Origin of the sequence: Psychrobacter sp. LFX-11D, from assembly GCF_904846475.1 — a bacterium.
Lineage (GTDB): Bacteria > Pseudomonadota > Gammaproteobacteria > Pseudomonadales > Moraxellaceae > Psychrobacter > Psychrobacter cryohalolentis.
Window position 1 is genome coordinate 119,635 of record NZ_CAJHAV010000006.1, and the last position, 13,644, is coordinate 133,278.

11 protein-coding genes and 1 tRNA gene are annotated in these 13,644 nt (G+C 41.9%); 6 read left to right on the forward strand and 6 right to left on the reverse strand.

Annotation, left to right across the window (positions count from 1 at the left end; genetic code table 11):
- Positions 1 to 391 precede the first annotated feature (391 nt).
- Entirely contained in the window at positions 392 to 2,446 is a 2,055-nt protein-coding gene (locus JMX75_RS06375) for an alkyl/aryl-sulfatase (protein WP_181210251.1), read from the reverse strand.
- Between the two features lie 158 nt (positions 2,447 to 2,604).
- Here JMX75_RS06375 and JMX75_RS06380 point away from each other — a divergent pair, with 158 nt between their 5' ends.
- A complete protein-coding gene (locus JMX75_RS06380) occupies positions 2,605 to 3,672 on the forward strand; it encodes a helix-turn-helix transcriptional regulator (protein WP_181210250.1) in 1,068 nt (355 codons plus the stop codon).
- An 18-nt stretch (positions 3,673 to 3,690) separates the two neighbouring features.
- On the opposite strand, the gene JMX75_RS06385 is transcribed toward JMX75_RS06380, so the two are convergent.
- Positions 3,691 to 5,052, reverse strand: coding sequence for a hypothetical protein (locus JMX75_RS06385; RefSeq protein ID WP_201531576.1), 1,362 nt, complete (start codon positions 5,050 to 5,052; stop codon positions 3,691 to 3,693).
- 288 nt (positions 5,053 to 5,340) lie between these two features.
- Here JMX75_RS06385 and JMX75_RS13115 point away from each other — a divergent pair, with 288 nt between their 5' ends.
- Complete coding sequence (locus JMX75_RS13115; protein WP_201531578.1) at positions 5,341 to 5,511, forward strand: hypothetical protein; 171 nt, start codon at positions 5,341 to 5,343, stop codon at positions 5,509 to 5,511.
- Positions 5,512 to 5,804: 293 nt separating this feature from the next.
- Here JMX75_RS13115 and JMX75_RS06395 read toward each other — a convergent pair.
- A tRNA-Gly gene (locus JMX75_RS06395) sits at positions 5,805 to 5,879 on the reverse strand.
- 252 nt (positions 5,880 to 6,131) lie between these two features.
- Here JMX75_RS06395 and JMX75_RS06400 point away from each other — a divergent pair.
- The 3 genes from JMX75_RS06400 to JMX75_RS06410 all read left to right on the forward strand — a co-directional run bounded on the left by JMX75_RS06400 (position 6,132) and on the right by JMX75_RS06410 (position 10,337).
- Positions 6,132 to 7,802: an alpha-keto acid decarboxylase family protein gene (locus tag JMX75_RS06400; RefSeq protein ID WP_201531580.1), complete on the forward strand. Its 1,671-nt coding sequence runs from the start codon at positions 6,132 to 6,134 to the stop codon at positions 7,800 to 7,802.
- A gap of 193 nt (positions 7,803 to 7,995) precedes the next feature.
- Positions 7,996 to 8,331, forward strand: coding sequence for a GlpM family protein (locus JMX75_RS06405; RefSeq protein ID WP_201531582.1), 336 nt, complete (start codon positions 7,996 to 7,998; stop codon positions 8,329 to 8,331).
- 215 nt (positions 8,332 to 8,546) lie between these two features.
- Positions 8,547 to 10,337 carry a potassium/proton antiporter gene (locus JMX75_RS06410; protein ID WP_201531584.1) on the forward strand — a complete coding sequence of 597 codons (1,791 nt, stop codon included), beginning with the start codon at positions 8,547 to 8,549 and terminating at the stop codon, positions 10,335 to 10,337.
- Between the two features lie 113 nt (positions 10,338 to 10,450).
- Here the strand turns inward: JMX75_RS06410 and JMX75_RS06415 are convergent, their stop codons facing one another.
- Both JMX75_RS06415 and JMX75_RS06420 read right to left on the reverse strand, forming a co-directional pair.
- Positions 10,451 to 10,984 (reverse strand): DUF2058 domain-containing protein, encoded by a 534-nt coding sequence (locus JMX75_RS06415; protein WP_011513308.1) that lies wholly within the window; start codon positions 10,982 to 10,984, stop codon positions 10,451 to 10,453.
- 186 nt (positions 10,985 to 11,170) lie between these two features.
- On the reverse strand, positions 11,171 to 11,866 hold the full coding sequence (locus JMX75_RS06420) for a haloacid dehalogenase type II (protein WP_011513309.1): 696 nt from the start codon (positions 11,864 to 11,866) through the stop codon (positions 11,171 to 11,173).
- Between the two features lie 326 nt (positions 11,867 to 12,192).
- Here JMX75_RS06420 and JMX75_RS06425 point away from each other — a divergent pair, with 326 nt between their 5' ends.
- Positions 12,193 to 12,801 (forward strand): TetR/AcrR family transcriptional regulator, encoded by a 609-nt coding sequence (locus tag JMX75_RS06425; protein WP_011513310.1) that lies wholly within the window; start codon positions 12,193 to 12,195, stop codon positions 12,799 to 12,801.
- A 188-nt stretch (positions 12,802 to 12,989) separates the two neighbouring features.
- On the opposite strand, the gene JMX75_RS06430 is transcribed toward JMX75_RS06425, so the two are convergent.
- Positions 12,990 to 13,640, reverse strand: a complete 651-nt coding sequence (locus JMX75_RS06430; protein WP_011513311.1) for a DsbA family oxidoreductase — start codon at positions 13,638 to 13,640, stop codon at positions 12,990 to 12,992.
- Positions 13,641 to 13,644 lie beyond the last annotated feature (4 nt).

Sequence of the window (13,644 nt, forward strand, 5' to 3'; positions counted from 1 at the left end):
GAGCCCTAAAAAGAAACTTTAATGTACACATTTTACTTATTTTTACCTACATTAATTATGAACCCTGCCGTCAAATCCTTACAAACAAACTTGAGTTATGTTGATCAGGCGGCTTAATAATGTCCGTTGTTTCCATAACAGCGCTTATGGCAAATAAAAATAATGATCCAAAAGCTCACTGCGTATACACAACGAAGTACACTAAAACTATCTCAGGGACTAAAATCGTTGCTATCATTCGCCTATAGCCTAATGTTCAAGTCCTCACTAGGGGACCGCCTATTTTTCCTGTAAGAGTGATTATTGTAAATATGTCGTATATTCTGTTATTAAGCTGGATAAATGAAAAATTAGTCATTATCAGTTTGTTCATTAGTTTGTATAAGGCTTTCTAATCTGGCAATACCACACCAAAAGAGGTTGGTGGCTTCTCAAACAGACTTAGGAATCGCAATAAGTCTATCTTACTGCCATCAATAGTTAACTCATCGGATAACAGTATTTTTTTGATACCCGCTTCACCAATTAGCATATCAATAAATAAAGGATGAGGCAGGCTTAGTGTGGCGTTAACCTCTTGTTTTAATGGTATCTTATTATCTAACAACCTATGATGAAGAACAGCGTTTTCAACCCACAGTAGATAGCTTTCATCTAAATCGGTAAAGTTGATCTTAATGCGCCAGTCTTTATCGGCTGCGTCCTCAGCTTTTAGTCGGACAGACATGGTATCGAAAAAGTTTGATACTGGCGTTTGCAAAAACACATCTTTTAAAGAGGCCATATCAATGCCTGCATTCGGTGTGCCTTGGCGTAATTCTAATGCTGCTGTCAAATAAACATCGCGCCATGGACCGGATTCAGCTTGATACCCTAACTGATCATAGGTGCTGGCTAGCAATTTTCGCGCAGCAGTGTTACTAGGTTCAGCAAATACCAAATGATTTAGTAGCTCAGCACTCCAGCGATAATCGCCTTTATCAAACGCCGTTTGCGACTGTGACAGCATCTTCTCACTACCAACCATGGCAACATAAGCAGTTGCACGTTGCGCATCAGGTAAGGGATCTAAATGGGCGGGATTGGCATCATACCAACCTAAATAGTTCTGATAAACAGCTCGGGCATTGTGCTTAACCGTGCCGTAGTATTCACGATTGGAGAATACTTTAGATAAACTGGGCGGCAACTTGATGTCTTCTGCAATTTCGCCCGGCGTCATGCCTTTATTCATCCGACGTACACTTTGGTCATGAATAAACTTATAAGTATCACGCTGTTGAGTTAAAAAGGTCTGAATTCTCTCTTGACCCCACATAGGCCAATGATGACTAGCAAAATAAATATCGGCATCAGCAAATAAGTTACGTGCCTCTTCAATATAGCTACTCCATTTCAGCGCATCACGAACTTTTGCGCCACGTAAGGTATAGAGGTTATGCATATTACGTGAGACCAACTCTGCACCACCAAAAGCCTTGTACTTTGGTAAATAAAAGGTCAGTTCTGCTGGAGCTTCAGACTCTGGGGTATATTGAAATTCGAAATCTATACCATCTATCTTTAAGTCAGTTGGGGTAGCGCTGACTAACTGCGTCGGCTTAGCAATACTGAATTGGCCAAAGGCTGGACCCTTACCTAAACCCGTATCAACATGACCGAATTCATCACGTGCTAAATCCTTACCGTACATATAAACGGCACGACGGCTCATCGCCGTACCCGCAAGAATATTTTCACTGGTTGCTTCTTCCATGAAGCCACCAGGAGCAATGATTGGAATATTTTTCTTGGCAATCTCTTCCTGACTGACAATGCCTAAAACCCCACCAAAGTGGTCAATGTGACTGTGAGTAAAGATAATAGCACTGATGTTGGTGGTATTCGGATAACGCTTAGCCAAATGCTTCATAGCAAAATCAAAAGCGTAACGGGCGGTTTCTTTTGAGGTCATCGCATCAACGACAATCCAGCCACTATCGGCTTTAATTAGCGTCATGTTAGATAAATCAAAACCACGTAGCTGATAGATGCCAGGTGTAACTTCAAACAGGCCTTGAATGTTATTAAGCTTAGCCTGACGCCACAGGCTAGGATTGACAGTGTCGGGAGCCTCACCTTGAATAAAATCATAGGCGACCATGTCCCAAACATTTTTGGTGGGATCCGTTGCAGAAGGTATCTGTAGATATTTTACACTGGCAATCAGGCCGCGACGCGCATCTTCAAAGTCCTGTTGGTCGGCCAAGTTCAGCTCACTAGCAACCTGACGGTTGAATTCTATCGTGCTGGCAGTTGCCGCACGTTCACCATCACTAACCGCTATTTTTGTCGTTGGTGCATTATTGTTGCAGGCCACCAGTAATAAACTGCTGCATAATAGTAGGAGACGGCTTGAGCTCAATATACTAGTGTGAGCTGTGCTTGAGAAGGTATTACTTACCATTATAAATTCCTTTTTTTGATAAATGACACAGAGGTACATTGACCTCATTAAACTCATCAGTTGATACATGACCAATAGCACTATTCAGTTATCTTTGTTAGATTGACGTTTAGTGGCACAATAAATCAGCCCGACCAAAAATTTTTCAGAGAACCAATATGAAAGACAATCAATTCAGTGTTCATAAAAGTATGGTTCTCTCTAACAGAAAAGCATTGGCTTTATATTTATTTAAAATCAACCGTTTTCACGATATACCTGAAATTATGTTACAAGCCCTTGATTTAGATAAATTCGATGGCGACAGAGTCCCTCTTGAGGTCGTAACCAAAGAGATCAATTTGGCTGCACATACTTTGCAGGAGGATTATTTGGGCTTAAAGGTCATGGATCTGGTCGATATAAAGTCTTTACCTTTATACCAAGGTATAAAACTGTGCATTAATCCTTTATTAAACGCTGATATACAGATTCCATTTATTGTACTTTGCCGTTTGGTTGCTCGATATTTTAAGGTAATTACTGAGTCCATACAGGTATGCTTAATTGAGGAGAGAAACCTCTTACGCTTAGATTTTAAGCCAAGTATGCCAGAGCAGTTTAGTCATCATCAGATTGACGGCGTGATGCTTGCTGTGCATAAAATATTAGCTAGCTTTAGCCCAGTAAAGCCTACAAAATTAACGCTATTCTATCGTCGATCCTCGCATGATATAGAGCTTTATAAAAAACTATTAGGAGTATCTGCCGAACTATTTGGCGCAACGAATAGTTTATATTACACTCTAAAAACCAATTCCCCATCTAACGCCATATTGGTTACCCAGTCTGGAAAAATATTAGAAAACACTTTTTTTATTGGTCCGTTGCACAACATGTTAGATAAAGAGTTTCCTAACTTAAGTTATACAGAACGTTGCCAACATATATTAACCACTATTATGGGATTGAACGAACCTACTCGTGAACAAGTTGCACAAGTATTGAATATGAGCGTCAGTAGCCTGCAGAGGCGTTTACGAGAAGAAGATATGTCGTTTCAACAGATACTATTAGCTACTCGCAAAACAATGGCTGATAAATACTTGCTAGAGCAGCATCTATCAGTCACCGAGGTTGCTTTTTTATTAGGCTATCAATCTAGTAGTCAATTTTTTAAAGCATTTAAGCAGTGGTATGCAATGACCCCGATGGCTTATCAAAAACTCCATCGGAGTGATTCCTAAATCAATAAGCTAAGTCAATTACTGAGGCAATGAGGCATAAGCATCACAACCTAATGCTTCGAACTCTGCTTTGGTAAAATACTGGATAGCTGGCATGAACTCTCCTAACACTTCTGCTTCGTCTCCAGTCACAGAGGTATTTTGAATAGCATTCTCAAAATCAGCAGCGGGCAGCATATGTCTCATCAGTAATAGACCGTCCGTTTTATGATCTTGTCTACCAGGAATAATAGAGAAGCCATCGCCTTTTTCAGACCAAGGTAAAAAGCCTACGCCGCATTCATCAGTGGCGTTAACAGGGCGATCAGAAGGTAAGCTAGTAACCATCGTATAGTAACCATCAGGATTTATATCGACTTGTTCATCGTATAAACAAGCCGTTACTTTTTGAGAGTAATACTCATTTTGGCACATAGACCAATAGCGTAGCTGAGACTCGCTTTCATCGAATATCTCATTACCATTTAATGTTGAGGTTATTTTTGGAATTTTACCGCGTATGACGACAACAGGTTTAATGTCTCTATCTATATAAGTGCCAACGTATTGATTGTCCAAATTAGCGAACCAACCAACTTGTCTTGGTGGATTGCCATCACACTGTCCCAAAAATCCACATCTGAGACTAAACTGAACGCTATAAAGTGCACGCCAGATAGGGTTCTCTTTCGCAGGATTATTTTGGCGAAGCTGAGCGTAAGTTTGTTCGGGAATTACGGGATTCCTCATTGGCTCTTGATCAGATTTAAGGGTGTCGCACACCGCTTGACCTTTTAACACTTCACCATTGCTTAAAGTAAGTTCTGGAGTGGGTAAGCCTACGCCACCAGTAGCATCGTTTCCTTTATCTGGCACGTAAACGCGATACAATAATAGTGATTCACCATTTTCGTGAGTGTAGTCGTATAGAGTATTATCTAGCGGTATTATCGGTGCTTCGCCAGCAGCCAGTTCAATTTGATAACTGCGCTTATCGCCATTACGCTGAGCGCCTTGAATGAACGGATTGGTTGATCCGATATTCGACTTTATTTGCTGGTCTCTCAAGGCGAATGCAGGAGTATCGTCTTGTCGATAACTGTTGAAAGACATATAACGGGCGAAAGGAAATTCGCCACTGAGTTTTAAACTTGATCCTTCAGGCAGACTGTATTTCGCGTGCCAATATGTTGCACCTGAGTCAAGATAGGCGAAGCTAGTATCTGGGTTGTCGATACTATATGGTCCACCCCAGAAACAACCTTTAACATCCTCTTCAGGTAAATTAGGATCTGGAATAATAGTGGTAATAGTTCCATTATCGTCATCATTACAAGCGGTCAATAATCCCATACTAATGATTATTGCAGTGGTTAAAGTAAGCTTTGTTAGATTAAGCATAAATACTCCTGTTTATCATTATTACGTCCCTGTTCAGCCTTTTACTGGCTAACATAATAAATTTAACATGAGGGGTATTTATCCAGTAGATGTATTCGGGTCAACTATTGTGTTCACTGTGTCAATTCGGGTCATACTACTTATTAATATATAGAAAACTAATTTAGAAGTTCAAAATTTAGATAGTTAATAAACCGCCTCGGGATTGTCGGAGACTCAACATTCTGAGAGAATACGACAACAAAAAGACAAACCTACACTCCTGAGATTAAAGAACGTGCAGTTCGCATGCTGATTGAAGCGTCGAGCGACTATCCCTACACATGGTCAGCCATTCAAGCCATAGCGTCAAAGATTGGCTGTATGCCTGAGACCCTGCGCTTATGGCATAAAAAGCATATCGAGCAAACTATTCCTGCCTCGGTACAAGCTCAAAGCCAAGATCAATGCATAAAGTAGCTTGAACACGAATGCAGAGAGCTCAAGCAAGCCAATGAGATTGTACGTAAGGCTGCTGGGATTGAAGCCCAGGCGGAGCTCAACCGTCTACTCAAGTAATGGTTCAGTTATGTATGTGAGGTTTTAGGGCAGGGCACAGTTTGGGCACCACATGGGCACCGCCATGAAAATGGGATTTCTGTTTGAGTAGTTAGACTTAACTATATTCAAAAAGATATTTCGAGAATTTCTCTACAAACCCTGAAAATTCGACAAAAAAAAGCCTCACTGTTAAGTGAGGCTTTTTAAGTATTTGGAGCGGGAAAAGAGATTCGAACTCTCGACCCCAACCTTGGCAAGGTTATGCTCTACCACTGAGCTATTCCCGCTAATTATCAATTAACTATCGTCAGTTGATGATGGCGTATTATACGCAGTTTTTTTGGTGTGTCAACAGCTAGTATGAAAAAAAGCAAAAGATAGTAAATTGGCATATTATCGCATCGTCTATCTATATTATAACAGATTGTTATAATCTATATTCCAAAAGCTTTGCTTTCTATAAATAGGCTGGAATGCAGTTTTATAATTACTTTTATCATATTTATGATTAATAAACATAACACTTAAGGATAAGTAGTATGAGTCAACAATACACCATCGCTGATTATTTGTTTGATCGTGTCGCAGAAGCAGGTGCGTCAGAGGTATTTGGCGTACCTGGTGATTTTAATCTAACGTTTTTAGATAATGTACTTGCCTCAGATAAATTACGCTGGGTAGGTAATACCAATGAGTTAAATGCTGGTTACGCAGCAGATGGCTATGCACGTGAGCGTGGGTTTGCGGCGATGGTGACGACCTTTGGAGTAGGTGAGCTGTCCGCTATCAATGCCACCGCAGGCTCGTTTGCTGAGTATGCGCCAGTGCTTCATATCGTAGGCGCGCCAAGTACAGCATTACAAGATTCAAAGCGTCGCATCCATCACTCACTTGGTGATGGCGTGTTCAATCATTTTATTAAAATGGTAGAACCGGTTACGGTAGCACGGGCGCAAATTACGCCTGAAAATGCTGCCTCAGAGATTGACCGCGTGATTCGCTTGATTCTCAAAAAGCATCGCCCAGGCTATTTATTACTATCACCAGATGTAGCAAAAACGCCAATTTATCCACCGACGACCAAACTTATCGATAGTGAGGAAGATATTACTAGCCAAGCGGCGTTAGCAGACTTTAAACAAGCGCTGATAGAATTTTTACCCAATAAAACCACGACGCTCATGGCAGATTTGATGGTGCATCGTTTGGGTCTGCAAAATCAGCTTAAGGCTTTGATTGCCGATACTGACATTCCTTATACGACGTTATCGTGGGGCAAAACTTTGCTTGATGAAAATAGTGAGCGTTGGGCAGGCACCTATGCAGGCGTGGCATCGCGTCCTGTCGTTAAGGATATGGTCGAAAACTGTGAGTGTTTGATAAAAATTGGTGTGCAATATACTGATACTACTACTGCAGGTTTTAGCCAAGATATTGATGAAAACGTGGTGGTTGATCTGCATTATGAGCGTGCAAGTATCGCAGGCAAAAACTTTGCGCCCATTGCCCTAAAAGATGCTCTAAAAACACTGCATGAGGTAATGACTTCAGATATTAATATTGTACCGAAGCAGTTCTGTGAAGAAGTGAAGCCGCATGAGCAACATGGCAAGGATGACGAGGCTATCCGTCAAGATGATTTATGGCATATCATTGCCGATGCGCTCGATGATAAAAACTTGGTGTTTTCAGAACAAGGTACTGCCTATTTTGGTATCAGTGATGTGCGTCTGCCAGAAGGCGTGACGTCTTATGGTCAGCCGATGTGGGGTTCTATTGGTTATACTTTGCCTGCGAGTTTAGGTGGTGCCATTGCTTCACCGCATAAGCGTAGTATTTTACTCATTGGTGATGGTTCTGCTTTATTAACCATTCAAGAAATTGCGGTAATGATTCAAGAACGTATCAACCCGGTGATTGTACTTATTAACAATGATGGCTATACCGTTGAGCGTGCGATTCATGGTGAAAACCAGTACTATAATGACATTCCTAAATGTGACTGGCAGTTGATGCCAAAAGCGTTTGGTGCCAATGATGATAATAGTCTGCTACTAAAAGCAGAGACAGCAGGCGAGTTAAAAACGGCTCTCAAGCAAGCGGCTGCTGCAAAAGACAAGCTGGTCATGTTGGAAGTTATCGCTGGCAAGCATGATATCCCGCCACTATTAGCCGATATCAGTGCCGCGCTTAAGCCAAAAAATGATTAATTAGTTCGCAAATAGCATCAACAATTATCAGTCATCGCCCCATTTAGCAGAATTGCTAAGTGGGGTTTTTTTGAGCCTTTTTATGGTGTAAGTCAATTAAGCTGTTGTTCCTCTTATATCGCTTTGCAGACTTTAGTATCATGGTAAGTTGGGCTGTATTCGGTCCTTAACACTTAAAAGGACATACCCTATTATGATTTGGCTGAAAATGCTTATTGGCGCTTTAATGGTACTGGCAATTCAATTATTTGCGCAAACCAGATTTTTCTATTTGGCGGCACTTGCGCCACTTTTCCCCACTTTTACGTTGATTAGTCACTTTATTGTGGGGACAGAGCGTAGCCCTGCTGATTTAAAGGTTGCACTGATATTTAGTATGCTTGGCGTCATCCCGCATCTTATTTATACCTGCGTGGTCTTTTTTAGCATCAGCTATGTCAGCTTATATAAGGCACTTTTATTGGGCACCGTCGCTTGGACAGTGGCAGCGGCCATTTTAGTGATTACGTGGCAATACATTCATGCTTAGTAGTCACTAAAAAAGCAGCTTAAACGATGCAAAAGAGTGGTTTATTAACTGATATATATAGGCTAAGGTGACTATTTCTAAAGATAATTTTTATAGATTCCGTTGTAGATGTTATGCTTAAGGACGATTTTATCGTGTTACCTGCAACAAACTCATAACCAGACTATATCGATAACTCCATTCGTCATCACTGATAAAATAGGGCTTAAAAAAAGATGGATACATTAAATATCCTATACCTTGTAGGGGCATTGTTAATTTTCGCCAGTATCATGGCAAGCACGTTATCAGCGCGTTTGGGCGTTCCTTTATTACTGCTGTTTTTAATGGTAGGAATGCTGGCTGGTGAAGAGGGTATCTTAGGTATCGAGTTTTCCCAATATGCTATTGCTAATTTTGTTGGGCAAGCCGCTTTGGCTTGTATCTTGTTAGATGGTGGTCTACGTACCTCTTTTAAATCGTTTCGGGTTGGTCTTAAGCCTGCCGTTACACTCGCTACTTGGGGTGTCCTCGCTACTGTCATGATACTGGGCGTATTCGTGACTTGGCTACTCGATGTCGATTGGCGTTTTGGTCTATTGATGGCGGCGATCGTTGGTTCAACTGATGCAGCAGCGGTGTTTTCGCTATTGCGTAATGGCGGTGTCAAGCTTAACGATCGTGTACAAGCTACATTGGAGCTAGAATCAGGTGCCAACGATCCGTTGGCTATTTTGCTTGTGACAGGATTGATTGCTTTAAATGTCGATCCCGCTGGGCAAACAGTACTGGGCTTCTTAGGGTTGCTATTACAGCAGCTTAGCTTCGGTTTGGGCATGGGTTTGTTGTTTGGTTATTTATTGGCAAGACTATTACCCAAAATCCACTTGGCAGAAGGTATGTATGCCATTTTGATCATGTCTGCTGGCTTGGCAGTCTTTGCCGCGACCAATCTTATTGGCGGTAGTGGGTTTTTGGCAATTTACCTCACTGGTGTGCTGATTGGCAATCATAAAGTACGCTCAACCGAGCATGTTATGCGGGTGATGGATAGCTTTGCTTGGTTATCACAAGCGGTGCTTTTTGTGGTGCTAGGTTTACTCGTGACGCCATCGAACGTTATCGATGTTTGGTATTATTCAGTGGCGATTGCCGCCTTTATGATTTTAGTTGCTCGTCCTATCGCGGTCTATACGAGTGTCAAACCTTTTAAATTCAAAGACAGAGAAATCGGTTTTATCTCTTGGGTTGGCTTACGTGGTGCAGTCCCTATTACCCTTGCGATATTGCCAGTTATGGCAGGGATAGATGGTGCCTTTATGCTATTCGATATTGCCTTTGGTGTGGTGGTCTTGTCTTTGATTTTGCAAGGCACGACCATTCCTATTATGGCAAATTTGTTTAAAGTACGTATTCCGAATAATAAAGACCCAGAAGAAGAACATGAAGTTTGGGTATCTGATAAAGCGAGCATTACCTTATATGAATTTGAAGTAAAGTCTGGTGCATTTGCGATTGACCGTCATCCGATGGGCATCTCTAATCGTGTCAGCCCTGATGAGATTAGTGTCTTTGCTTTGGTACGTCGGCAATACATTGTGATGGTCGAAGAGATGACCAAGCTCAAATGTGGGGATAGAGTCTGGTATGCGATGAGAGGTAATCATGCCAGTCAAATTGCCAAGATTTTCAATGATACGACACTCGATCGTAAAGCCATTGATGACTTTTATGGCGACTGGTTGCTATCACCCAGTGTGAAGCTTGGAGATTTGCCTTTTTTTACCGATATCATGGCGTCTGAGTCTCTTGTAGATAAGCTAAAGGCAAAACCTGAAAATACTTCAAAAATTATGTGGGAGCAGACGGTCGCTGAGTATGTCATAGACAATTTGGATATGAAGCCAGTATCAGGCGATACGGTTGCTATCAGTGATGAGTGGTCATTGGTCATCAAAGAAGTGGACGATAAAGGAAAGCTAAGAACGATTGGTTTAAAGCACTTGGAGTTTGCTAAAGCGATTTGATTTTTTGCTATAGTGACTTCAGTATTAAAACGATACAGTGGGACTGGGATGACTATTGAAAAGCGCTATTGATAATCAATAGCGCTTTTCAATAGTATTATCTACAGCAGTGATTACCACATCAAGTCATCTGGAATCACATAAGCGGCATATGGATCGTCTTCTGCCAGCTCATCTTCTGCAGTATCGTTTGATACCACCATAAAGCCTGTCATCTTTGAATCGATACGATCAGCAAGTGGGCGCGGTAGTAGGGCATAGCTGTCATCTAAGCGAGCAATGACCACGTGACCTGCCACGATTTGATCATATAGCTTTTGAGTGATAGAGATTTTTTTGACTTTGGCATCGTCGACAAACTGATAGCTGATATCGCCGTTTGTCTCAGTCAGTTTATGCTGCTTAATCATTTGGATGATGTTGGCTTTTAGCATCTTTTCTTCTAAAATGCGCTGCTTTTCTTGATTGAGCTTTTGGTCTTTTTCTAGCTTCTTAGCTTGAGCATCTGCCAAGGCTTGTTTAGCTTCGATATTCGATGCATCGCCAGTGCGCTTAGCGTGCTGCGTCTGTTTACTTATTTTGTTGGCTTTCTTACTATCAACCAAGCCTGCTTTTAGAAGTTGAGCCTGTAGGGCGTTTTTTGCCATATCTGCATTACCTAAATGAAACTAACTAAGTGAAATGATCTAAATTGTCTTCAGTCATGGTAACAAATTCTGCCAAGAGATGTCATCAAATACGGCAATCCCAAAGTTTTTATTGAAAAATCGTTTGTCAGATAATTGAGTCACATACCTTTTTAGAATAATTGCCGTAGATTCTTGTTCACCCGCTTAAGAGCTTTGATGTTTAATAATGTGTTCAGCGAGGGTGATGAGGTCTGAAGCGATAAAGTCGGGTTTTGGTACATTGGGTGCCGAAAGTAGCGCGTTATAAGGTCGAGTGATAAAAGCCCCTTGGCAGCCAGCAGCTTGAGCACCGATGACATCCCAGAGGTGACAGGCGACAAGACATAGCTCTGAGGTCTCAACGGACAGCTCGCGAGCGACCATCTGATATGTCGCCGGTGCAGGTTTAAATTGGCTGACGTTTGCAACACTAAAATTCCGCTCAAAGAATTCACTCAGTCCTGCTTTTTCAAGCGGTGTCGGAGAGGCGCTGGGTGCTGAGTTGGTCAAGGTCACCAATCTAAATCCTGCATCACGTAGTTTGGTCAAAGCAGGGATAGCGTCAGGGTGAGCTGGCATCTCACTCATGCGCTGCTTAAACTCCTGAACATCTTCTTCTGTTAGCGTAACGGCATGAATATCTGCGGTCATTTGTAAAGCACCAACGCCAAGCTCGCCAAAAGGTGTATAAAGACCAGATAAAGTCATGGTTTGCGAATAAAGTACCAATTGCGCGAACCACTCTCGGAGTCTGTTATTATCCCCAAATAAACGCGTGAATAAGGGCGTGAGCGTATCGATATCGAGTAAGGTTTCGTTGACATCGAATACGATAATCGGAGCTGAGTAGATATAGGACATAAAAGTTCCTTTTGCAATAAAAGTAAGCCTTACTATAGCTAATCCACTTTTAAAAGGGTACAGAGCTACTGGGGTTAATTATTCGCAGCCTCTGTCTGCGTAGGCACAGCAAGCAAGAAAAAGTAACCCCAGTAGTACCTTATAACATTTGTATTTCTTTTATTTAGGACCGACTATAGTGAGGTTTGATAATATAATAAAGACATTCGGTAAACTTACTTTAGCTGGACTTGAGTAATCATTCAAGATAAAATTGAGTAGTCACTCAAATTGTATAACCATGTTTACTTTATTGTCTAAAATCATGGGATAAAAATTGGAATATTATGTCACGTACCACATTATATAATCGTCATGAAGCATTAGAGCGGGCCATACAGCTGTTTTGGCAAAAAGGCTTTCATGCAACCTCTTTAAAGGATATCGAGCAAGCGCTTGACATGCGACCAGGCAGTATTTATGCCGCTTTTGGTAATAAAGACGGATTGTTTCAAGAAGCGCTTGATTACTATGCGCAGGCAGGGCTAAAGGAGCTTGAGCGTACATTAGCCAGCTATGAATCCCCTTTATTAGGATTGGCAGCTTACATGCGTCAGCTTGGCGGTATCCGCGAAAAAAACCTGCCCAGTCGGGCATGTATGTTGGTCAAAAGCTTACTTGAGCTTGGTGCCCGTGAACAGTTAGCGCTAGAGAAAGTTGAAAAATTACTAGCGGGTATGGAGGCGCGTTTTGCCGCATGTTTTGTGGAAGCGCAGCAGCTAGGAGAGCTGGATGACACACTCGATCCACTGAGGTTGGCCCGTCGATTACAAGCCGAGGTTATGGGGTTACGTGCTTTTGCTCAGCGCGATGTTGACAGTGCGGCGGTTCATGCGCTTGCAGAGGATATGGCGTATTCTATAGAAAGCTTGCGCAATAATGAGTCTGTTGGTTAAAACGATGCCTAGTGGCCAAGCTTACGTTCGCTAGTATGATGGTCATTTAAGCTAAAAATCGAACATGAGTATGGATATTAACGGTCATTTGTATAATAGCAGGTGTAAAAAAAGGCTACTTGAAAGATTAAGTAGCCTTTTTAGTTTTAAATTTTGCAGTGTGTTTTTATTATTAATTAGAGATACATCTATTGTGGCATGTCCGCTAATTGCTGCAAAATACTTTTGAAGTTCTCGACCCCTTGAGCACCGCTAACCAGATGCTTTTGGTTAAAGATAACAGAAGGTACGCTTTGAATACTTTGCTGTCTCCACTGTTGCTGAGCACGGCGGACGTCTTCAGCAAAGCGCTCGTCTGCTAATACCGCTAGCGCCTCACTACGATCTAAACCAATCTCTGCCACGATATCGGCTAAGACTTCTTTGTTAGAAATATCTCTAGCGTGAGTAAAGTGAGCCGCGAACAAGGCTTGCTTTAAATCATGCGCGTACCCTTGCTGATCGGCCCAGTGCAGTAGTTGATGCATAGCAAAGGTATTATAAGTGCGACTCTCTTCAGTAAAGTTAAATGCAAAGCCAACCTCACGACCAGCCTCAGTCATTTTAGCGCGGCTGGCATCAGATTCTTCTCGACTTGAGCCGTATTTCTTAGCGATATGCTCACGATAGTTTCGTCCTTCGTGCGGCGTATCAGGATTAAGCTCAAACGGATGCCAATGAATCTCGTACTCAGTATTGGTTTTTTTGAGTGCTTCGGCCAACTGTCCATAGCCTATAGCGCACCAAGGGCAAACCACGTCCGATACAATATCGATGCGCAGTGGGGCTATTATACTCATCACA